20 protein-coding genes are annotated in these 20,714 nt (G+C 69.5%); 5 read left to right on the forward strand and 15 right to left on the reverse strand.

The window, feature by feature from the left end:
• Nucleotides 1-54: 54 nt before the first annotated feature.
• The 8 genes from ACZ5CR_RS02140 to ACZ5CR_RS02175 all read right to left on the reverse strand — a co-directional run bounded on the left by ACZ5CR_RS02140 (nucleotide 55) and on the right by ACZ5CR_RS02175 (nucleotide 8,392).
• Nucleotides 55-1,284, reverse strand: coding sequence for an alginate lyase family protein (locus tag ACZ5CR_RS02140; protein ID WP_468852679.1), 1,230 nt, complete (start codon nucleotides 1,282-1,284; stop codon nucleotides 55-57).
• A 229-nt stretch (nucleotides 1,285-1,513) separates the two neighbouring features.
• Nucleotides 1,514-2,185, reverse strand: coding sequence for a potassium-transporting ATPase subunit C (locus ACZ5CR_RS02145; protein ID WP_468852681.1), 672 nt, complete (start codon nucleotides 2,183-2,185; stop codon nucleotides 1,514-1,516).
• A gap of 24 nt (nucleotides 2,186-2,209) precedes the next feature.
• The gene (kdpB, locus tag ACZ5CR_RS02150) at nucleotides 2,210-4,372 is read right to left on the reverse strand and encodes a potassium-transporting ATPase subunit KdpB (protein ID WP_468852682.1); all 2,163 of its coding nucleotides are present in this window, start codon (nucleotides 4,370-4,372) and stop codon (nucleotides 2,210-2,212) included.
• On the reverse strand, nucleotides 4,369-6,033 hold the full coding sequence (gene kdpA, locus ACZ5CR_RS02155; RefSeq protein WP_468852685.1) for a potassium-transporting ATPase subunit KdpA: 1,665 nt from the start codon (nucleotides 6,031-6,033) through the stop codon (nucleotides 4,369-4,371). The genes kdpB and kdpA overlap by 4 nt, the downstream gene beginning before the upstream one ends.
• Nucleotides 6,034-6,040: 7 nt before the next feature.
• Nucleotides 6,041-6,130 carry a K(+)-transporting ATPase subunit F gene (kdpF, locus tag ACZ5CR_RS02160; RefSeq protein ID WP_033264828.1) on the reverse strand — a complete coding sequence of 30 codons (90 nt, stop codon included), beginning with the start codon at nucleotides 6,128-6,130 and terminating at the stop codon, nucleotides 6,041-6,043.
• A gap of 357 nt (nucleotides 6,131-6,487) precedes the next feature.
• Nucleotides 6,488-7,255, reverse strand: a complete 768-nt coding sequence (locus tag ACZ5CR_RS02165; protein WP_468852687.1) for a DUF3710 domain-containing protein — start codon at nucleotides 7,253-7,255, stop codon at nucleotides 6,488-6,490.
• A gap of 1 nt (nucleotide 7,256) precedes the next feature.
• Nucleotides 7,257-7,802, reverse strand: coding sequence for a dUTP diphosphatase (dut, locus tag ACZ5CR_RS02170; RefSeq protein WP_389917133.1), 546 nt, complete (start codon nucleotides 7,800-7,802; stop codon nucleotides 7,257-7,259).
• Nucleotides 7,803-7,807: 5 nt separating this feature from the next.
• Entirely contained in the window at nucleotides 7,808-8,392 is a 585-nt protein-coding gene (locus tag ACZ5CR_RS02175) for a PaaI family thioesterase (protein ID WP_389917111.1), read from the reverse strand.
• A 58-nt stretch (nucleotides 8,393-8,450) separates the two neighbouring features.
• On the opposite strand from ACZ5CR_RS02175, the gene ACZ5CR_RS02180 reads away from it, so the two are divergent.
• A complete protein-coding gene (locus tag ACZ5CR_RS02180; protein ID WP_468852689.1) occupies nucleotides 8,451-8,897 on the forward strand; it encodes a DUF3093 domain-containing protein in 447 nt (148 codons plus the stop codon).
• An 84-nt stretch (nucleotides 8,898-8,981) separates the two neighbouring features.
• Here the strand turns inward: ACZ5CR_RS02180 and ACZ5CR_RS02185 are convergent, their stop codons facing one another.
• The 4 genes from ACZ5CR_RS02185 to ACZ5CR_RS02200 all read right to left on the reverse strand — a co-directional run bounded on the left by ACZ5CR_RS02185 (nucleotide 8,982) and on the right by ACZ5CR_RS02200 (nucleotide 12,518).
• The gene (locus tag ACZ5CR_RS02185) at nucleotides 8,982-9,911 is read right to left on the reverse strand and encodes a hypothetical protein (RefSeq protein WP_468852691.1); all 930 of its coding nucleotides are present in this window, start codon (nucleotides 9,909-9,911) and stop codon (nucleotides 8,982-8,984) included.
• Nucleotides 9,912-9,924: 13 nt separating this feature from the next.
• The gene (locus tag ACZ5CR_RS02190; protein WP_055563079.1) at nucleotides 9,925-10,221 is read right to left on the reverse strand and encodes a DUF4193 domain-containing protein; all 297 of its coding nucleotides are present in this window, start codon (nucleotides 10,219-10,221) and stop codon (nucleotides 9,925-9,927) included.
• A gap of 392 nt (nucleotides 10,222-10,613) precedes the next feature.
• Nucleotides 10,614-11,858 (reverse strand): sensor histidine kinase, encoded by a 1,245-nt coding sequence (locus ACZ5CR_RS02195; RefSeq protein ID WP_468852694.1) that lies wholly within the window; start codon nucleotides 11,856-11,858, stop codon nucleotides 10,614-10,616.
• 6 nt (nucleotides 11,859-11,864) lie between these two features.
• The gene (locus ACZ5CR_RS02200; protein ID WP_135331070.1) at nucleotides 11,865-12,518 is read right to left on the reverse strand and encodes a response regulator transcription factor; all 654 of its coding nucleotides are present in this window, start codon (nucleotides 12,516-12,518) and stop codon (nucleotides 11,865-11,867) included.
• 308 nt (nucleotides 12,519-12,826) lie between these two features.
• On the opposite strand from ACZ5CR_RS02200, the gene ACZ5CR_RS02205 reads away from it, so the two are divergent.
• Complete coding sequence (locus tag ACZ5CR_RS02205; RefSeq protein ID WP_468852696.1) at nucleotides 12,827-13,000, forward strand: hypothetical protein; 174 nt, start codon at nucleotides 12,827-12,829, stop codon at nucleotides 12,998-13,000.
• A gap of 77 nt (nucleotides 13,001-13,077) precedes the next feature.
• On the opposite strand, the gene ACZ5CR_RS02210 is transcribed toward ACZ5CR_RS02205, so the two are convergent.
• Together ACZ5CR_RS02210 and ACZ5CR_RS02215 are read right to left on the reverse strand one after the other, a co-directional pair.
• Nucleotides 13,078-13,890, reverse strand: coding sequence for an inositol monophosphatase family protein (locus ACZ5CR_RS02210; protein ID WP_468852699.1), 813 nt, complete (start codon nucleotides 13,888-13,890; stop codon nucleotides 13,078-13,080).
• 57 nt (nucleotides 13,891-13,947) lie between these two features.
• Nucleotides 13,948-15,075, reverse strand: a complete 1,128-nt coding sequence (locus ACZ5CR_RS02215; protein WP_468852701.1) for a ferrochelatase — start codon at nucleotides 15,073-15,075, stop codon at nucleotides 13,948-13,950.
• Between the two features lie 144 nt (nucleotides 15,076-15,219).
• Here ACZ5CR_RS02215 and ACZ5CR_RS02220 point away from each other — a divergent pair, with 144 nt between their 5' ends.
• Together ACZ5CR_RS02220 and ACZ5CR_RS02225 are read left to right on the forward strand one after the other, a co-directional pair.
• Nucleotides 15,220-16,470, forward strand: coding sequence for an MFS transporter (locus tag ACZ5CR_RS02220; protein ID WP_468852703.1), 1,251 nt, complete (start codon nucleotides 15,220-15,222; stop codon nucleotides 16,468-16,470).
• Nucleotides 16,418-17,749, forward strand: a complete 1,332-nt coding sequence (locus ACZ5CR_RS02225) for a D-arabinono-1,4-lactone oxidase (protein WP_468852705.1) — start codon at nucleotides 16,418-16,420, stop codon at nucleotides 17,747-17,749. The genes ACZ5CR_RS02220 and ACZ5CR_RS02225 overlap by 53 nt, the downstream gene beginning before the upstream one ends.
• Nucleotides 17,750-17,757: 8 nt before the next feature.
• Here the strand turns inward: ACZ5CR_RS02225 and ACZ5CR_RS02230 are convergent, their stop codons facing one another.
• On the reverse strand, nucleotides 17,758-19,026 hold the full coding sequence (locus ACZ5CR_RS02230; protein ID WP_468852707.1) for a hypothetical protein: 1,269 nt from the start codon (nucleotides 19,024-19,026) through the stop codon (nucleotides 17,758-17,760).
• Nucleotides 19,027-19,489: 463 nt separating this feature from the next.
• Between ACZ5CR_RS02230 and sepH the strand changes: the two genes are divergently transcribed.
• On the forward strand, nucleotides 19,490-20,587 hold the full coding sequence (sepH, locus tag ACZ5CR_RS02235) for a septation protein SepH (RefSeq protein WP_468852709.1): 1,098 nt from the start codon (nucleotides 19,490-19,492) through the stop codon (nucleotides 20,585-20,587).
• Nucleotides 20,588-20,714: the final 127 nt, after the last annotated feature.

Raw genomic sequence — 20,714 nt, forward strand, 5'->3', positions numbered from 1 at the left:
CCGGCCCGACGAGGATTTCCCTACGGGTCTCTGATCAGCCCGGGTTGTCCGCGATCAGCTCGGGTTGTCCGCGTGGGTCAGGGTCTCCCAGGCGACGAACAGATTGTTGGAGCCCGCCGGACGGTTCTGCTCGGTGAGCTTCTGGGTGTTGCTCATGGCGTGGCCGAGTCGGTTGTGGAGGGCGTTGTAGCCGACCTCGGTGACGGGCCCGAGACCCCGGTGGACCGAGCCGCCGCAGAGGGAACTCGGCGGCGCCTCCCCCAGCTCGTACTTGGCCTGGAAGCCCAGGCCCTGGCGCAGCCGCTCGCCGACGTCCGTCTTGTAGAGGTCGTCGCCCTGGATGCGGCTGGTCTCGGCGACGTGGGAGATCGCGGAGAGCCCGTATCCGGTGTGGGTGAAGTCGCGGCACGTCTCCTGGGTGAGCCCGGTGGTGAAGGTGCCCTGGCCCTGCCAGTACTTGACGATCTTCGCGCGGGTGTCCAGGTTCTGGCTCGGCACGGTCTTGGGCAGGTCGCCGTCGGACGCGAGATAGACGTACGCGGCGGTGCGCGTACGGAACTTCACCATCGCCTTGTCGTACGACCCCTTGTCCTCGATGAAGACGGAGATGCCGATGGCGGCCTCCATCATCGAGAGCTCCCAGTTGCCGTTGGAGTGGGAGCCGTTGATGATCTCGGGCAGGTAGACGGTGCGCAGCATCGTCGCGAAGCGTCCCGCGTTGCCCCAGCCGCCGGTGTACGTGTGCTTGATGATCTCGGCGGCCCTCGGCCAGGACGAGCCCGCCCAGCCGGTCTGCAACGGGGCGTTGCTGTTGGTGTGGTCCTTGATGGTGGCGGACCAGGCGTCCATCAGCTCGATGGACTTCTTGGCGTAGCGCTCGTCGCGGGTGATGTACCAGGCGAGCGCCGTGGTGTACGCGGCCGTCGCGTCCTCGCGCTCGTCGGTGCAGCCGTAGTTGGGGTCCGAGTAGGAGCCGCACTCGACGACCGCGCGGGGCTTGGGCGTGCGTGACAGGGAGGCGTACTTGCTCCCCATCATCTGGTCGTAGGCGCCCTTCCAGGGCTGGGCTCCGGCGTTGACCTTCTCCCTGGTGAAGTCCAACTGGCCGCGGGACACGGCGACTCCGGGGTGGGCGAAGGTGCTGGGCGCCGCGTCGGCGCGCTCGGCGCCGGGCCAGGCGAGGAGGGCGGCGACCAGTGCGGTCACCGTGGTGGTGAGGGTCGCGAGGAGTGCGGTGCGGGATCTGCGGCGGTGACGCACGGGCGGTGTGGGGGTGTCAGCCATGCGAGGGCCATCCATTCTCGTATGTGAACTCCATGTACCTTTCTGAACAGGCGTGTTGGGCCGAGACAGTAGGTACGGACCAGGCTTCCGTCAAGACGTGAAGTAAGAAGTTCTGCACAGGCGGATACGGGCCGGGGGGGGGCGGACGCGCCTGTGGCCCGCCGTGCTCCGATCGGCATGACCGGGGCGCGGCGGGCCACGAGGGACCACGAGGCGATGGGGGGCGGCGTCAGCCCTTGTCGGCGACGAGCTCCTTCAGCGCGATGTTGAGCTGGAGGACGTTGACGCGGGGCTCGCCCACGAAGCCGAGGGCCCGCCCGTCGATGTGCTCGTCCACCAGCTTCTCGACCTTGTTCACGTCGAGGCCGTTCTTCTCGGCCACGCGGTGGGCCTGCAGCTCCGCGTACCGCGGGGAGATGTCGGGGTCGAGACCCGAGCCGGACGAGGTGACGGCCTCGGCCGGCACGTCCGAGGGCTTGACCTTGAAGTCGGCCGTGGAGTTGTCCTTGACCACGGCGGCCTTGGCGGCCCTGACATTCGCGATCAGGTCCTTGCTGTCACCGGCGAGGTTCGTCGCACCCGACAGGATCAGCTTGTACCGGGTGTTCACGCTGTTCTCGCCCAGGCCGTTGGACGGCCGTGGCTGGAACCACTTCAGATCGGGCGCGGCCGTCTCCTGACCCTTCTCCAACGGGAGGTTGTACGTCTGCCCGATCAGCTCGGAGCCGACGACCTTGCCCTCGCTCCTGACCTCGGAGCCGTTGGCCTTGTCGTTGAACAGGGCCTGGGCGATCCCGGTGACGGCCAGCGGATAGACGACACCGCAGATGACGGTGAGGACGAGCAGGGCACGCAGACCCGCTCCCAGCAACCGCGCCGTGCTTCCAACTGAGTTGTTCATGACGGTCAGCACGCTTTCAGGAAATTACAGCCCGGGGATGAGGGAGATGATCAGATCGATGAACTTGATGCCGATGAACGGGGCGATGAGACCGCCGAGCCCGTAGACGCCGAGGTTGCGCCGCAGCATCCTGTCCGCGCTCATCGGCCGGTACCGCACGCCCTTCAGGGCCAGCGGCACCAGGGCGATGATGATCAGCGCGTTGAAGATGACGGCCGACAGGATCGCCGACTCCGGAGACGACAGGTCCATGATGTTGAGCCTGTCTAGGCCCGGATAGACCACCGCGAACATGGCGGGGATGATCGCGAAGTACTTCGCGACGTCGTTGGCGATCGAGAAGGTCGTCAACGCACCCCGGGTGATCAGGAGTTGTTTGCCGATCTCGACGATCTCGATGAGCTTGGTGGGGTTGGAGTCCAGGTCCACCATGTTCCCGGCCTCCTTGGCGGCCGAGGTACCGGTGTTCATGGCCACGCCCACGTCCGCCTGGGCAAGGGCGGGCGCGTCGTTCGTGCCGTCACCGGTCATCGCGACGAGCTTGCCACCGGCCTGCTCCCGCTTGATCAGCGCCATCTTGTCCTCGGGCGTGGCCTCGGCGAGGAAGTCGTCCACGCCCGCCTCGTCCGCAATCGCCTTGGCGGTCAGCGGGTTGTCACCCGTGATCATGACGGTCTTGATGCCCATGCGGCGCAGCTCGTCGAACCGCTCCCGCATGCCCTCCTTGACGACGTCCTTCAGGTGGATGACGCCAAGGACACGCGCCCCCTCGCCGTCCTTCGCGGCGACGAGGAGCGGCGTGCCACCGGCCTGCGAGATGGCGTCGGTCAGACCCTGAGCGTCATCGGAGACGACACCGCCGTTCTCGGTGACCCAGGCGACGACCGAACCGCTCGCGCCCTTGCGCACCTTGCGCCCGGCCCCGTTCTGGACGAGGTCGACGCCCGACATCCGCGTCTGCGCCGTGAAGGCGACCCACTCGGCCCCCTCCAACTCACCCTGGTGGCGCTCGCGAAGCCCGTACTTCTCCTTCGCCAGTACGACGATGGAGCGGCCCTCGGGCGTCTCGTCGGCCAGCGACGAGAGCTGGGCGGCGTCCGCGAGCTCGGCCTCGGTCGTCCCGCGCACCGGCACGAACTCGGCGGCCTGCCGGTTGCCGAGCGTGATGGTGCCCGTCTTGTCGAGGAGCAGCGTCGAGACGTCACCGGCGGCCTCGACCGCCCGCCCCGACATGGCGAGTACGTTGCGCTGGACCAGGCGGTCCATGCCCGCGATGCCGATCGCGGAGAGCAGCGCGCCGATGGTCGTCGGGATCAGGCACACCAGGAGCGCGGCGAGCACGATCATGGACTGCTCGGCACCCGCGTACACGGCGAACGGCTGGAGCGTGACGACCGCGAGCAGGAAGACGATGGTGAGGGACGCGAGGAGGATGTTCAGCGCGATCTCGTTGGGTGTCTTCTGCCGGGCCGCGCCCTCGACCAGGTTGATCATGCGGTCGATGAAGGTCTCGCCCGGCCTCGTCGTGATCTTGATGACGATGCGGTCGGAGAGGACCTTCGTACCGCCGGTGACGGCGGACCTGTCGCCGCCCGACTCCCGGATGACCGGGGCCGATTCACCGGTGATCGCCGACTCGTCGACGCTCGCCACCCCCTCGACGACGTCACCGTCGCCGGGGATCACGTCACCCGCCTCGCAGACGACCAGGTCACCGATGCGCAGCTCGGTGCCGGGCACCTGCTCCTCGGCCGTGCCGTTGAGCCGGCGCGCGACCGTGTCGGTCTTGGCCTTGCGCAGGGTGTCCGCCTGCGCCTTGCCGCGGCCCTCGGCCACCGCCTCCGCCAGGTTGGCGAAGATCGTGGTCAGCCAGAGCCAGACCGCGATCGCCCAGCCGAACCAGTCCCCCGGGTCCTTGACCGCGAGGACGGTGGTGATCACCGAGCCGACGAGCACCACGAACATGACGGGAGACTTGACCATCACCCGCGGATCGAGCTTCCGCACGGCGTCCGGGAAGGACTTGAGGAGTTGCTGGGGGTCGAACAGACCCCCGCCGACCCGTCCGGCGTCCTTGGCGCCCTTGACGTCCTTGGGCCCGCCGGGCACATCCTGGTGCGGCGCACGGGTGGGAGTAGCGGTGGACATGGAGCCGGGCTCCTCTGGCTTCTGTATGTCGGTGGTCATGACGCGAGTCCCTCCGCCAGCGGTCCGAGGGCCAGCGCGGGAAAGTAGGTCAGACCAGTGATGATCATGATGGTGCCGACCAGCAACCCCGTGAACAGCGGCTTCTCGGTGCGCAGCGTGCCCGCCGTCGCCGGAATCGGCTTCTGCTCCGCGAGCGAGCCCGCGAGCGCGAGGACGAACACCATCGGCAGGAACCGGCCGAGCAGCATCGCGAGACCGATCGTGGTGTTGAACCAGTTCGTGTCCGCGCTCAGACCCGCGAACGCCGAACCGTTGTTGTTGGCGCCCGACGTGTAGGCGTACAGGATCTCGGAGAAGCCGTGCGCCCCGGTGTTGAGCATCGAGTCCTTGGGCGTGGGCAGCGCCATCGACACCGCCGTGAAGCCGAGCACCAGGGCCGGGGTGATCAGGATGTAGCAGGCCGCCAGTTTGATCTCGCGGGTGCCGATCTTCTTGCCGAGGTACTCCGGCGTACGCCCCACCATCAGCCCCGCGATGAACACCGCGATGATGGCCATGATCAACATGCCGTAGAGGCCCGACCCCGTACCACCGGGCGCGATCTCCCCCAACTGCATGCCGAGGAGGTTGATTCCGCCGCCGAAGCCCGTGTTGGAGGAGTGGAAGGAGTTGACCGCGCCCGTCGAGGTCAGCGTCGTGGCGACCGAGAAGATCGCCGAGCCGCCGATCCCGAACCGCGTCTCCTTGCCCTCCATGGCCCCGCCCGCGATGTCGAGGGCGGGAGCCCCGTGGTGGAACTCCGTCCACATCATCAGCGCGGTGAACCCGACCCAGATGGTGACCATCGTGGCGAGGATCGCGTACCCCTGCTTGAGGGAGCCGACCATCCGCCCGAAGGTCCTCGTGATCGCGAACGGGATCACCAGGATGAGGAAGACCTCGAACAGGTTGGAGAACCCGTTCGGATTCTCGAAGGGGTGGGCGGAGTTGGCGTTGAAGTAGCCGCCTCCGTTGGTGCCAAGCTCCTTGATGACCTCCTGCGAGGCCACCGCCCCGCCGTTCCACTCCTGGCTGCCGCCCATGAACTGGCCGACCCCGTGGATGCCGGAGAAGTTCTGGATCGCGCCGCAGGCGACCAGGACGATCGCGCCGATCACCGAGATCGGGATCAGGACGCGGACGGTGCCGCGCACCAGATCCGACCAGAAGTTCCCCAACTCACCCGTGCGGGAGCGCGCGAAGCCCCGCACCAGGGCCACCGCGACGGCGATGCCGACGGCCGCGGAGACGAAGTTCTGCACCGCGAGACCGCCGGTCTGCACGACGTGGCCCATGGCCTGCTCGCCGTAGTACGACTGCCAGTTGGTGTTCGCCACGAACGAAGCGGCGGTGTTGAAGGCCTGGTCCGGATCGATCGACTTGAAGCCGAGCGACCCGGGCAGCGAACCCTGGAGCCGCTGCAGCAGATACAGGAACAGCACGCTCACGGCGGAGAAGGCGAGCACCCCGCGCAGATAGGCGGGCCAGCGCATCTCGGCGTTCGGATTGGCGCCGATGCCCTTGTAGATCCACTTCTCCACCCGCAGATGCTTCTCGGAGGAGTAGACCTTGGCCATGTAGTCGCCCAGCGGACGGTATGCCAGGGCCAGCGCCACGATCAGCGCCAGGAACTGGAGCACACCAGCAAGAACAGGACTCATTTCGTACTCAGAACCTCTCCGGGAACACGAGAGCGAGGACGAGATAGCCCAGCAGGGCGACGGCCACCACGAGACCGACGATGTTCTCGGCAGTCACAGCTTCGCCACCCCCTTGGCGATGAACGCCACCAGCGCGAAAACCGCGATCGTGGTGACGACGAAGGCCACGTCGGCCATCGTGTGCTCCTAGATGAGATGCGAGTGATCTGACGTCTTGAGCAAACCCCTTCCGTGGCTGAATTCGACCGCCGTTGACGGCTCCCATACGTCCGTCGGCGCCGCATTGACGACTCTCTTACGTCTGCTGGCGCGATCCGGCCTCCGACCTGCGAAAACGCCGATGGGCCGCACTCCCGTCAGGGAGTGCGGCCCATCGGCCTGCTACGTGTGGGGCATCAGCGCCCCGTAACCCGCGAGGGGCGCGGGTCCGTCACCGCGCCGCCCGGCGGATCGCTCAGCGCACCTCGGTGATCTCAGGACCCCGCTGGAGCTGGCCCATGCCGCCCGAGAAGCGCGAGCCCTCCTGCTGCTCCTGCTGGACGCCGCCCTCGGCGACCATCTGGGCGTCGTCCGGCAGCTTCAGGACGATCGGGTCGCGGGGCGCCATCGGGCCGTCGCCACGCACGATGACGGTGTCCCTGAAGATCTGTTCGAGGAGTCCCGCGGCCTGCGGCTGCACCGCGCCCTGGCCGGAGATGACCCCGCGCAGGAACCACCGCGGACCGTCGACACCGATGAAGCGCACGACCTGCACGCCGCCCGTGCCGTCCGGCAGCTGCACCGGAACCTGCGCGCGCAGCTCCCAGCCGAGGGGGCCCTCGACCTCGTCGATGACACCGCCCTGCTGGGTGATGCCCGAGGCGATCTCCTCGCGGACCTCGCCCCAGATGCCCTGCTTCTTGGGGGCGGCGAAGCCCTGGAGCTGGATGGCGCTGTCCTGGAGCACGACGGTCGCCGCGACGATCGCGTCGCCCGCGACCTCCACCCGCAGCTCCATGCCCTCGACACCCGGTACGAAGAGGCCACCGAGGTCCACCCGGCCCTCGCCGGGCTCGCGGACCTCCGAGGCGTCCCAGGGGCCGTCGGGGCGCGGCTCGGGTTCGAGCCTCACGCGCGACGGCGCCGCCGTGTCATTGTCGGCACCGTCAGGGGCCTCGACGACCTGCTCGGCCTCGCCCGCCGCGTCCTCGGCGGCACTGTCCTTCTTGCGACGTCCGAACACGTCACTGTCCTTCCCGGTCAGATACGACCGATGCGTATCGATTCCCACCCGTTTGTTGACCCGAGCCGACGCCCACGGCGGCATGGCCACCGGTGGACCCGAAGCCCCCCTCGGCCCGCGCCGAGTCGGGAAGCTCCGCCACCTCGCGGAAGCGCACCTTCTCGACCTGCTGGACGACCAGTTGGGCAATCCGGTCGAAGCGCTCGAACCGCACGCTCTCGCGCGGGTCGAGATTCACCACGATCACCTTGATCTCCCCACGGTACCCGGCATCCACCGTCCCTGGGGCATTCACCAGGGCGACACCGCAGCGGGCGGCGAGACCGGAACGCGGGTGCACGAAGGCCGCGTACCCCTCCGGCAGTGCGATAGACACACCGGTGGGCAGGACAACCCGCTCACCCGGGGCGAGTTCGCACGCTTCGGTGGTCCGCAGGTCCGCTCCGGCGTCGCCGGGCCGCGCGTACGAAGGCAGCGGTACGTCGGGGTCGACACGACGGATCTGGACGTCGAGCTCCGGACGGGGTGCTGCGGCCACGGGGGGCACGGGGGTCACGGGTTCACCTCGAAGGCACGTGCGCGGCGGTTCTGGTCGGGGTCGTCCATCGCGGCCCGGATCTCCTCCGGGCGCCCGTTCTCGATGAAGTGATCGACCTTGACCTCGATGAAGAGGGCCTCGGCACGGACGGCGACGGGCCCGTCGGGGCCGCCGATCCGCCCGGTGGCCCGGGAGTAGATCTTGCGCCCGGAGACGGCGGTCACCTCGGCGTCGAGGAAGAGCACGGTGCCCAGGGGCACGGGCCGCGCGAAGTCGGTCTCGAGCCGACCGGTCACGGCGATCACCCGCAGCAGCCAGTTCAGCGAGCCGAGCGTCTCGTCGAGCGCCGTGGCGAGCACTCCGCCGTGGGCGAGGCCCGGAGCGCCCTGGTGGGCCTCACGGACGGTGAACTCGGCGGTGACGCCCACACCTTCGCCGGCACGGGTCGCGAGGTGCAGCCCGTGGGCCTGCCCTTCGCCGCAGCCGAAGCAGTGCTCGTAATGGGCTCCGATGAGCTCGCCGGGGGCGGGCGCGTCGGGGTGACGGACGGGCGCTATGGCGTCGGCCGGGGGCGTCAGAGCTGCTGAAGTACCACTCACAGCCGCAGACCTTACCCGCGAGTCCGGCAACGGAGCTCATCGTGCCAAGCTTGCCTTCATGCAGCCTTACGAAGAACGCCTGACGGCGCCCCGTTCCTGGTGGCTTGTCTCGCTCCTGGTCGGCGTCGCGATGGCGCTGATCCTGCTCCCCTTCGGCACCTTGCCGCTGCTCGGCGGCCTGGTCGCCGGGACGGCGGTCGCCGCGGTCGTCACCAGTTCGTACGGCTCCCCCCGGATCCGCGTGGTGGCGGACTCGCTCGTCGTGGGCGACGCGAAGATCCCGGTCTCCGCCCTGGGCGAGGCAGAGGTGCTCGACGCGGAAGAGGCGCGCGCCTGGCGCGGCCCGAAGGCCGACCCGCGCGCCTTCATGCTGCTGCGCGCCTACATCCCCACGGCGCTGCGCGTCGAGATCACGGACCCGCAGGACCCGACCCCGTACGTGTACGTGTCGACGCGGCACCCCGAGGCGCTCGCGGCGGCGCTCACCGCGGTGCGGGCTGCTTAGAAGATCTGCTTCTCGGAGATCTTCCGCCTGGAGATCTGCTTCTCGGCGCTCTGCTGATCGAGGACCTGTTGCGGGGCCGCGGCGTCAGGCTCCCAGCTCCTCGGGCGGGGCGTCGCGGCGCAGGGCGTCCAGAGGCTTCGCCGGCTGCTCAAGGGGCGGCAGCTCGATCAGGGCACCCCAGGGCACCTGCGACCTCCGCAGGTCCGCACGGACCCGCTCAGCGAGTTTCTTGGTGTCCCGGCGGTTCATCACCGCCCCGACCGCCGCGCCGACCATGAAAGGCATCAGGTTCGGGAGGTTCCGCACCATGCGCTTCATGATCTGCTGGCGCAGCTCGCGCTTCATCTGGCCGCCGAGGGCCGCGTTGATCGACGCGGGTTTCACCACGTCGATGCCGCGCTCCTCGGTCCACGCGGTGAGGTAGGCGGTGCTGCGCTCCTTGAGATTGCCCGGCGGGCGCCGGCCGTAGACCTCGTGGAGTTCGGCGATCATCTTCAGCTCGATGGCCGCGACGCCGGTGATCTCGGCGGCCAGCTCCGCGGGCATCGCGGGCGGCACGGGCATCATCACGGCGACGCCGATTCCGGCCCCGACCGTCGAGGTCCCGTTGGCGGCGCCGGAGATGATTTTGTCCGCGAGCTGCTCGGCGTCGAGGCCCGGGAACTGCTTGCGGAGAGTGTCCAGGTCGCGGATCGGAACCCGCGGGGCATTCTCGATGATCCGGTCGGCGAGATAGCCGATGCCGGCTTTGGCGCCGCGTCCGCTCGCGCGCACGCCCGCCATGACTCCGTCCGTGACGGCGGCAACGCGGCCCTTGGACCCATGGGCCCTGGACGCCTTGTCGGCCGCCGTCCCGTCGTCTGCCACCTCCAGGGCGTTCGCCGGTCCGAGCGAGGCTGTTCCTGTGGGGGAAGAGCCCCGCTCGTCGTCACGCACGCCTTCGGGGGCGACGCTTTCTTGGTCCGCTCCACGCTTGCGGAAGCGGCGCTTCCTAGGCGGGGTCGAGCCTGTCACGGCCGACCCTGCCCTAGTCGCAGTCGCGGCAGATCGGCTGGCCGTTCTTCTCCTTGGCCAGCTGGCTGCGGTGGTGCACCAGGAAGCAGCTCATGCAGGTGAACTCGTCCTGCTGCTTCGGGAGCACCCGAACGGCGAGCTCCTCGTTCGAAAGGTCCGCGCCGGGCAGCTCAAGGCCTTCTGCGGCCTCGAACTCGTCGACGTCTACGGCCGAGGTCGACTTGTCGTTCCGCCGCGCCTTCAGTTCCTCGATGCTGTCCTCGTTGACGTCATCGTCGGTCTTACGTGGGGTGTCGTAGTCCGTTGCCATGTCGCTCTCCCCCTCTGGGTGTCTGCGGTGTCTCAGCGCACGTAACGCGTGAGAGGCCGGACTTGTGCCCGACCTGAGGCGGAGATTTTGCCTCACATCAAGGTCTGTTACTCAATCGACACCCAACCGCACCTCTGCAGAGGTGATCGGTTTGGATGGCGATCGGGACCGTACACGGTCCCGATGTCGCACTTCACAGGCGCCACCCCGTGTACTTCCCGTGATCAAGACCCCTGAAAACCCGGATTTTCCCGGCTTTCCAACGACTTTCACGATCACGGAGAGTAGATGGCCGAAAATTCGCCCCTGTGATCGATCGCACACGTAATCCCCGGGATCAGGTCCCGAAAATTCCGCTCAAAGCGAACAAGGAGCGAGTCCGCGGCAGCATCTCAGAGAGGAAGGGTGACTCGCATCACGAGCCCTCCCCCCTCGCGCGGCTCCGCGATGATACGGCCCCCGTGGGCCCGCGCCACCGACCGGGCGATCGACAGGCCGAGTCCGACGCCCTTGTCGCTGCCCGTGCGCTCGGTCCGCAGCCGCCGGAACGGCTCGAAGAGGTTGTCGATCTCGTACGCGGGCACCACGGGGCCCGTGTTGGTCACCACGATGACCGCCTGGCCGTGCTGGGCCTCCGTGGTGACCTCGACCCACCCGTCGTCCGGCACGTTGTACCTGACGGCGTTCTGGACGAGGTTCAGGGCGATCCGCTCCATGAGGACGCCGTTGCCCTGAACGACGGCCGGGGCCCGGTCCCCGCGGATCTCCACGCCCTTCGCGTCGGCCTCGGACCGCACCTGGTCGACGGCACGGTCGGCGACCTCGGCGAGGTCGACCGGCTTGCGCTCCACGATCTGGTTGTCGCTGCGGGCGAGCAGCAGCAGGCCCTCCACGAGCTGCTCGCTGCGCTCGTTGGTGGCCAGGAGCGTCTTGCCGAGCTGATGGAGCTCGGGGGGCGCCTCTGGATCGGAGAGCTGCACCTCGAGCAGGGTGCGGTTGATCGCGAGCGGTGTGCGCAGTTCGTGCGAGGCGTTCCCGACGAAGCGCTGCTGGGCGGTGAAGGCCCGTTCCAGGCGGTCGAGCATCTCGTCGAAGGTGTCCGAGAGCTCCTTCAACTCGTCGTCGGGCCCGTCCAGTTCGATGCGCCGGGACAGGTCCGTGCCGGCCACCCTGCGCGCGGTGCGCGTGATGCGGCCGAGCGGCGAGAGGACGCGGCCCGCCATCGCGTAACCGAAGGCGAAGGCGATCACCGCGAGCCCGAGCAGGGCGAGCAGGGAGCGGCTCAGGAGGTTGTCCAGGGCGTTCTGACGCATCTTGTTGACGCACTCGTTCAGCGCGGCGTTGACCTCGTCGGCGGGGACCTGGGTGCCCGTCGGGAGGTTGTGACACGTGTTACTGCTGACCCTGGAGCCGCCCTCGATGTTGAACGGCAGATCACTGCCCACGTTCAGGGCCTGCGCGGCGAGCAGATAGATGATCGAGAGCAGCAGGATGCCCGCGATCAGGAACATGCCGCCGTAGAGCAGAGTCAGGCGTATACGGATCGTGGGGCGCAGCCACGGGAAGGGCACTTCGACCTTCCTGGGGTCCCAGGTGGGCTTCGGGGGCGCTGCTGGTGGCGCCGGGGTCGCGGCCACCGGGGATCAGATCCGGTAGCCGGAGCCGGGCACCGTCACGATGACGGCGGGCTCGCCGAGTTTCCTCCGCAAGGTCATGACGGTCACCCGCACCACGTTCGTGAACGGATCGGTGTTCTCGTCCCAGGCCTTCTCCAGGAGCTGCTCCGCGGAGACGACGGCACCCTCGCTGCGCAGCAGCACTTCGAGGACGGCGAACTCCTTGGGGGCGAGCTGGATCTCCTTGCCGTCGCGGAAGATCTCACGGCGGTTCGGGTCGAGCTTGATGCCGGCGCGCTCCAGGACGGGGGGCAGCGGCACGCTCGTACGCCGCCCGAGGGCACGCACGCGTGCCGTGAGCTCGCTGAACGCGAAGGGCTTGGGGAGATAGTCGTCGGCGCCGATCTCCAGGCCCTCGACGCGGTCGCTGACGTCGCCCGACGCGGTGAGCATCAGGACGCGGGTCGGCATGCCGAGCTCGACGATCTTGCGGCAGACGTCGTCCCCGTGCACGAGCGGGAGGTCCCGGTCGAGCACCACGACGTCGTAGTCGTTCACGCCGATACGTTCCAGAGCGGCCGCCCCGTCGTACACGACGTCGACGGCCATGGCCTCCCGGCGTAGTCCGGTGGCCACCGCATCGGCGAGCAGTTGCTCGTCCTCGACGACGAGTACGCGCACGGCGCTGTCCTTCCTCTGTGCCCCTGGGGGCAGGTCTGTTCCTGGGCTGTGGCCTCCATCCTGCCCCTTTCGGTCATAAACCGGCTGTAAGGCGGTGCCCCGGACGGGGAATGCGGGATTTCCTCCGACGGTTGAGGTTTCCGTGGAAGAGAGCCCGGGGAAGACGACCTAACACCCCGCGATCACGCTTCGTATGTGGCGCGCCACAACCCGCTTCCTCCAGGGCGGGCGGCGTAGACGTGATCGCCCCTTCCTTGAGGGCACACCCCCGTGCCATCGACCCATGACCCAGCCGAGGGGGCGCAACCATGGACGCTTTCACCGCAGGACTGCTGCAGCGCATAAAGGCCACGGAGTCCGACCTCACGCAGGCCCGTGAGACGGGCGACGACTTCCTTGCCGAGGTCGAGCAGGCCGAGCTCGAAGATCTCCACCGGCTGGCCGCCGAGCACGGGGTGGAGGTCGGCGTGCTGCACGCCTGATCCGTTCGTGAGCACAAGGGCCCCGGCATCTGTGGACGAGATGCCGGGGCCCTTCTGCGTCCGGGTGAGTACGGCGGTCAGTCGTGCCAGGCGCCGAGCTCCTCCAGACGGCCCTGGAGGTCCTCGAAGAGGCCGGGAGGTGCCGCGACGGTCAGCTCGCCGGAAAGGGCCTGCCCGGGGCGTCCGCCGGTCAGGGCGCCCGCCTCCCGCGCGACGAGGTCGCCCGCCGCGAAGTCCCACGGGTTGAGGCCGCGCTCGTAGTACGCGTCCAGTCGGCCGAGTGCGACGTCGCACAGGTCGATCGCCGCCGAGCCGCCCCGGCGGATGTCCCGGACCAGCGGGATCAGCTGCCGGGCCACGTCGGCCTGGCGGGCGCGGCGCTCGGCCACGTACCCGAAGCCGGTGCCGACGAGGGCCCGTTCGAACGGGGGCGCGGGGCGGGTGTGCGCGGGCTCGTCGTTGACGAACGCGCCCCCTCCGAGGACCGCGCGGTAGGTCTCGCCGCGCATCGGGGCGTGCACCACCCCGACGAGTGTCTCGCCGTCCTTGCGGGCCGCGATGGACACGGACCAATCGGGGCGCCCGTAGAGGTAGTTGACGGTGCCGTCGATCGGGTCGATCACCCACTGGACACCGCTGCTGCCCTCGGAGCTAGCGCCCTCCTCGCCGAGCACGCCGTCCTCCGGCCTGCGCTCGGCGAGGAAGTCGGTGATCAACTTCTCGGAGGCGATGTCCATCTCGGTGACGACGTCGACCGCGCTGGTCTTGGTGGCGGCCACGCCCAGGTCGTCCGGGCGCCCGTCGCGCAGGAAGGCTCCGGCGCGGTGCGCGGCCTCCAGGGCGACGCCGAGGAGTTCGGCCTTCAGCTGCTGGTCTGCGGGGTCGGTCACGGTGCTGGTGCTCCTTGTGCCTTCGAGGTGCCTACGGGCCCCTGCGATGTGCCTGAGTTACGCGTACGGGCTGTCGGCGCCCGCGGCGGCGGGCTTCGGGACGCGCGACGGGCAGCAGCCCACCGGGCACAGGTCGTGGCTCGCGCCGAGCGCGCCCAGGACGCAGGGCGCGGCCTCGCGCCCGTTCTCCGTGGCGGCCCGCTCAAGGACGAGATCCCGCACCGCGGCGGCGAACCGCGGGTCGGCGCCCACCGTGGCCGAGCGGCGGACCGGGAGGCCGAGCTCCGCGGCCTTCGCCTCGGCCTCGGTGTCGAGGTCGTAGAGAACCTCCATGTGGTCCGAGACGAAGCCGATCGGGACCATCACCACCGCGGGCACGCCCGCCGCGTGCCGCTCCTCCAAGTGGTCGCAGATGTCCGGCTCGAGCCACGGGGTGCTCGGGGCGCCGCTGCGCGACTGGTAGACGAGCTGCCAGGGGTGCTCGACGCCGGTCTCCGCACGCACCGCGTCCGCGATGAGCCGGGCCACGTCCAGGTGCTCCGCCACGTACGCGCCGCCGTCCCCGTGGTCCTCGACGCGCCCCGAGGTGTCGGCGGCCGCGGAGGGGATGGAGTGCGTCGTGAAGGCGAGGTGCGCCCCTTCGCGTACGTCAGCGGGGAGATCGGCCAGGGACTTCAGGACCCCGTCGATCATGGGGCGGACGAAGCCGGGGTGGTTGAAGTAGTGCCGCAGCTTGTCGACGCGCGGCACGTCGAGGCCCTCCGACGCGAGCACGGCGAGGGACTCCGCCAGGTTCTCGCGGTACTGGCGACAGCCCGAGTACGAGGCGTACGCGCTGGTCGCGAGGACGAGCACGCGGCGGTGGCCGTCCCGGACGAGCTCGCGCAGGGTGTCGGTCAGGTAGGGCGCCCAGTTGCGGTTGCCCCAGTAGACCGGCAGATCGAGTCCGTGCTCCGCGAAGTCCTTGCGCAGGGCGTCGAGAAGGGCGCGGTTCTGGTCGTTGATCGGGCTGATCCCGCCGAACAGGAAGTAGTGCTGCCCCACCTCCTTGAGCCGCTCCTTGGGGATACCGCGCCCCCGCGTCACGTTCTCCAGGAACGGGACGACGTCGTCTGGGCCTTCTGGGCCGCCGAACGAGAGCAGCAGCAGGGCGTCATAGGGAGAGGCATCGAGCGCATCGGACATACATCCGATCCTGCCACCCGCCACTGACAGCCGGAAAACACGGTGCGTCCTGCCGTGTCGCAGCCGTAAGCTGTATGGGCCATCTTCACGCCTTACGGGAGCCCCTCCTCGCGGAGCTGTCCCGGCCCCTCAGCGGAGTCCCACGTGCCCAGCCCCTACCGCGCCATCTTCGCCGCCCCCGGCACCAAGGGGTTCTCGACGGCGGGCCTCCTCGGACGGATGCCGCTGTCGATGATGGGCATCGGCATCGTGACGATGGTGTCCCAGCTCACGGGGCGGTACGGACTCGCGGGCGCGCTCTCCGCGACCGTCGCACTCTCCGCCGCCGCGATCGGCCCGCAGATCTCGCGCCTGGTCGACCGGCACGGCCAGCGCCGGATCCTGCGGCCCGCGACCCTGGCCTCCCTGGCCGCGGTCACCGGGCTCCTGCTCTGCGCGAAGTACGAACTCCCCGACTGGACGCTCTTCGCCTTCGCCGCGCTCGTCGGCTGCGTGCCGAGCGTGGGGTCGATGATCAGGGCGCGCTGGGCCGTCCTCTACCGGGGCACTCCGCAGCTGCACACCGCGTACTCCTTCGAGTCCGTGGTGGACGAGATCTGCTTCATCTTCGGTCCGATCATCTCGATCGGGCTCTCCACCGCGTGGTTCCCCGAGGCCGGGCCGCTCATGGCCGGGGTCTTCCTCGCGGCGGGCGTCTTCTGGCTGACGTCCCAGCGGGCCACCGAGCCCGTGCCGCACGGGCGTGAACACCACACCAAGGGCTCGGCGTTGCGCTCCGGAGGGCTCCGGGTCCTGGTCGCGACCTTCGCGGCGACGGGAGCCATCTTCGGGTCCATCGACGTGGTGACCGTCGCGTACGCCGAGGACCAGGGGCACAAGGCGGCGGCGAGCCTGGTGCTCGCGGTGTACGCGCTCGGCTCCTGCGTGGCCGGAGCCGCCTTCGGGCTCATGCGCTTCAAGGGCGCTCCCGCACCGAGGTGGCTGCTGGGTGTCTGCGCGATGGCCGTGAGTATGATCCCGCTTCAACTGGTCGGGAATCTTCCGTTTCTGGCCGTGGCGTTGTTCATCGCGGGCCTCTCCATAGCGCCGACCATGATCACGACGATGGCCCTCGTCGAACTCCACGTACCCCGTACGAAGCTGACCGAGGGCATGACCTGGGTGAGCACCGGACTCGCGGTCGGCGTCGCGCTCGGCTCCTCCGCGGCCGGCCTGGTCGTCGACGCGGCCGGTTCGGACGCCGGGTACGCGGTACCCGGAGCGGCCGGGGCCGTCGCGGTGGCGGTCGGATTCCTTGGGTATCGCCGACTGAAGAAGCCGGTTTCGCAACGGGGAGGGACCCATGAGCACGGCAACGGGCACGGGCAGCGCGAAGAGCAGAGCAGCGTGGCGTAACTGGGCGGGCAATGTCACCGCACGTCCGGCCAGGGAGGTCACCCCCGCCTCGGTCGACGAGCTCAGTGCCGCGCTGCGTCAGGCCAAGGACGACGGCCTCAGGGTGAAGCCGGTCGGCACCGGCCACTCCTTCACGGCGACCGCGGCCACCGACGGCCTCCTGATACGCCCCGAACTCCTCACCGGCATCCGCAGGATCGACCGCGAGGCGGGCACCGTCACGGTGGAAGCGGGCACTCCACTGGGGCGCCTGAACGCGGCGCTCGCCCGCGAAGGCCTCTCGCTCACGAACATGGGCGACATCATGGAGCAGACGGTCTCCGGCGCGATCAGCACCGGGACGCACGGCACGGGCCGCGACTCGGCGTCGATCTCCGCACAGATCACGGCACTTGAGCTCGTCACCGCGGACGGCACGGTCCTCACCTGCTCCGAGAAGGAGAATCCCGAGGTGTTCGCCGCGGCCCGGCTCGGCATCGGCGCGCTCGGCGTGATCAGCGCGATCACCTTCGCCGTGGAGCCCGTCTTCTTCCTCACCGCCCGTGAGGAGCCGATGACCTTCGACAAGGTCACCAGTGAGTTCGACGCGCTGCACGCCGAGAACGAGCACTTCGAGTTCTACTGGTTCCCGCACACCGGCAGCTGCAACACCAAGCGCAACAACCGCAGTGCTGGCCCCGCGGCTCCGCCCGGCAGGGTCAGCGCCTTCGTGGAGGACGAGGTCCTCTCCAACGGTCTCTTCCAGGTGGTCAACTCGATAGGCAGGGCCGTCCCCGCGACCGTCCCGGCCATCGCCAAGATCTCCAGCAAGGCGCTCTCGGCCCGCACCTACACGGACATCCCCTACAAAGTCTTCACAAGTCCGCGCCGCGTGCGCTTCATGGAAATGGAGTACGCCGTTCCGCGGGCGGCCCTCGTCGAGACGCTGCGCGAGCTGAAGACGATGGTGGAGCGCTCGAATCTGCGGATCAGCTTCCCCGTGGAGGTCCGCACGGCCCCCGCTGACGACATCACGCTCTCCACGGCATCGGGCCGGGAGAGCGCGTACATCGCCGTCCACATGTATCGCGGCACGCCCTACCAGGCGTACTTCACCGCCGCCGAGCGGATCTTCACCGCACACGAGGGCCGACCCCACTGGGGCAAGATCCACACCCGCGACGCCGGCTACTTCTCGCAGGCCTATCCGCGCTTCGCCGAGTTCACGGCCCTGCGCGACCGCCTGGACCCGGACCGCCTGTTCGGCAACGACTACCTGCGCCGCGTCCTGGGCGACTGAGCGGCCGCCTACGGGGTGGGGGTCGCATCCCGCTGCGCGTCGTCGCCGCTTCCGGTGCCGCTCGACGGAGTGGGCGTCGGGGTCGGGGTGGGCGTGGGTGTGGGCGTCGGGTCCGTCTTGGAGCCGTCGCCGGAGTCCTGCTCCTTGTCGGGGTCGTCCTTCGAACCGGAATCAGAGTCCGAGTCGTTCCCGGTGTCCGGGGACTGCGAGTGCGTCCCGTTCGGGTCCTGCGAGGCGTCGCCGTCCTGCCGCGACCCGTCGTCCGTACCCGTCGACGGGCCGTCGGACGGCTGCCCGGAGGGTTCCGTCGAGGGCGTGGGCCGCTGCCCCGACGAGCCACCCCCGCCCGAGAAGCCGTTTCCGATCGTGGTGCCGTGACCCCCGCTGAAGTCCTCTCCGGAGACGATCTCGTACGTCGTGATCCCGGCCATGGCCACACCGAAGACGACCGCGGCGGCGATCAACGGCCGCTTCCAGCTTCGGACCCGCGTGCGATGAGTGGTGCCGTCGGTGAACTCGTCCGATGGGAGTGGCGGTTCGACCGGCCCGGCGGGACCCGTCTGCCGCAGGACACGGGTCGCGTCGTCCCGCGGCACCAGCTGCGTGGCGTCGACCGACCCGAGCAGCTGGGTCCTGTCGGCGTCGGCACCCGCGTCCGCGTCCGTCACGCGCAGCACGGTGGTGCGGTCGGGGTCAGTGACCGCGGGCAGCACGGTGGTGCGGTCGGCGTCAGGGACCGCGGGCAGCATCGTGCCGCGAGTGGCGTCAGTGACCGCGGGCAGCACACTCGTACGGTCGGCGTCGCCGACGACGGGCACCACGGTCGTACGGTCCGGATCGCCCGCGCCGGGCGGCACCGAGGTCGCGTCGGCGTCGACCGCTCTACCCCAGGTCGTCGTCACGGGCCCCGCCCCGGCATGCGCCGCAGCTCCCGTGTGCGCCTCCGCCCTGAACGTCTCGGCCACCGGCGCACCCGAACCATCGGTCAGCGGCACCTGCTGCACCCGCGGCTTGGCCTGCACCGCGACGTCACGTATCTGCTCGCCCGTGCGCCGGAAGAAGTGCTGGAAGATCGTGCCGCCACAGGTCGCGACCACACTCACCAGGCCGGCGCCGAGGATCGTGCCGTAGACGCCGAAGCTGGCGGCGAGCTTCGCCCCCACGACGGCGGCCACGGCGCTCCCCGCCACCTGCGGCAGACTCAGATCGAGGCGCCGCTTCTCCGCCGACTCCTCCTGGCCCTTGGATTCCTCGCCGGAATCCGGCTTTTCACGCATCTCCGACCCTTACCTGCCTTTCTCGACTGACTGCACGAGAAAGGGACGTATGGGTGAAGGGGTTAGTTCCGTTTCTGGAGATTCCGTGAAGTGTGCCACTCATGCACCACCCTGCCCGGGTATCCAGGTGCGTCAACTCCCGCCCCCCGTGAGAAGTTCGGCGGCGCGGCGGACCACCCGCGTGGCCCGAATGGAGTACTGTTGCGAGCCCTGGGTCCGGTCTCCCACCTGGGTGCCCGGGGCCTTCCAGGACCTGCCGGGAGGGGGCTCGCTGCACAGGGTGACCAAGATGGTCACTGAGAGTTGCGAAATGGTAACCGTGCCATAACGGCGACCTAGGGCCCATGCCCGACACGCCGGGCAACTCGGCAAGGTTGTGGCAGGCTGCACCCGGGCAGGCCACACTCGACTAGCGGAAGCAGCGACGCACGTGACGTCGGCAGGCACCACCCGGGAGGTCCCCATGCCCGAACTGCGTGTCGTGGCCGTCAGCAACGACGGCACACGGCTGGTGCTCAAAGCTGCGGACAGCACGGAGTACACACTTCCGATCGACGAGCGGCTGCGCGCCGCCGTGCGCGGTGACCGTCCGCGCCTCGGCCAGATCGAGATCGAGGTGGAGAGCCACCTCCGCCCCCGCGACATCCAGGCACGGATACGTGCCGGTGCGAGCGCGGAGGAAGTCGCCTCGCTCGCCGGAATCCCCGTCGATCGCGTCCGCCGCTTCGAAGGACCCGTGCTCGCCGAGCGCGCCTTCATGGCCGAGCGGGCCCGGAAGACTCCCGTGCGCCGTCCCGGCGAGAACACCGGACCCCAGCTCGGCGAGGCCGTGTCGGAGCGGCTGCTCCTGCGCGGCGCCGACAAGGAATCCGTCCAGTGGGACTCCTGGCGCCGCGACGACGGCACCTGGGAGGTCCTGCTCGTCTACCGCGTCGCGACCGAACCGCACGCCGCGAGCTGGACGTACGACCCGCCACGGCGGCTCGTGCAGGCCATGGACGACGAGGCGCGCTCGCTGATCGGCGAGACGGACGACATCGCCGCGCCCGAGCCGAGCTTCCCGTTCGTGCCGCGCATCGCCCGGCTGCCCCGGGACAGGGCCTCGCTCGACCGGCCGCTCGACCGCGCCCTGGACCGGCAGCTGGAGCGCCCGAGCGCGCCGCAGCCCCCGGAGCCTCCGGAGGAAGGCGTGGCCACCGGCGCGACAGCGGCCGTGTCCGAGTCGGAGCGGGACTCGCTCACCAGCCTCCTCGAGGCGGTGCCGAGCTTCCGCGGCGACATGATCGTGCCGGAGCGCCCCGCGCTCCCGCCCACGGACCTGCCGCCCGCCGAAGAGGCCGAGCAGGACCCCGAGGCCGAGGAGCCGCCCGCGGCGTCGGCCGGAGCGGGTGCCGCGTACGCGGACGTCCTGATGCCGCGCTCGGTGGCCAGCCACCGCGACCGCCTCGTCGGCACCACCGACCGCCAGGCGGAGGCCGACGGCGTCCGGCCCGGGCGGCGCGCGGCCGTGCCCAGCTGGGACGAGATCGTCTTCGGCACGCGTCGCAAGAAGCAGGAGTAGCAAGTAGCAAGTAGCACTCGGTCATACGTCGTCGGGGGGAAAAAAACCGCCGGGCGGGGGAGGGAAAAAAAAACGACACCCCCCCCCCCTCGGTCCGGACCCCTTTCGCCACACACGGACCCGCTCC

It is taken from the genome of Streptomyces sp. NPDC031274, assembly GCF_055570235.1.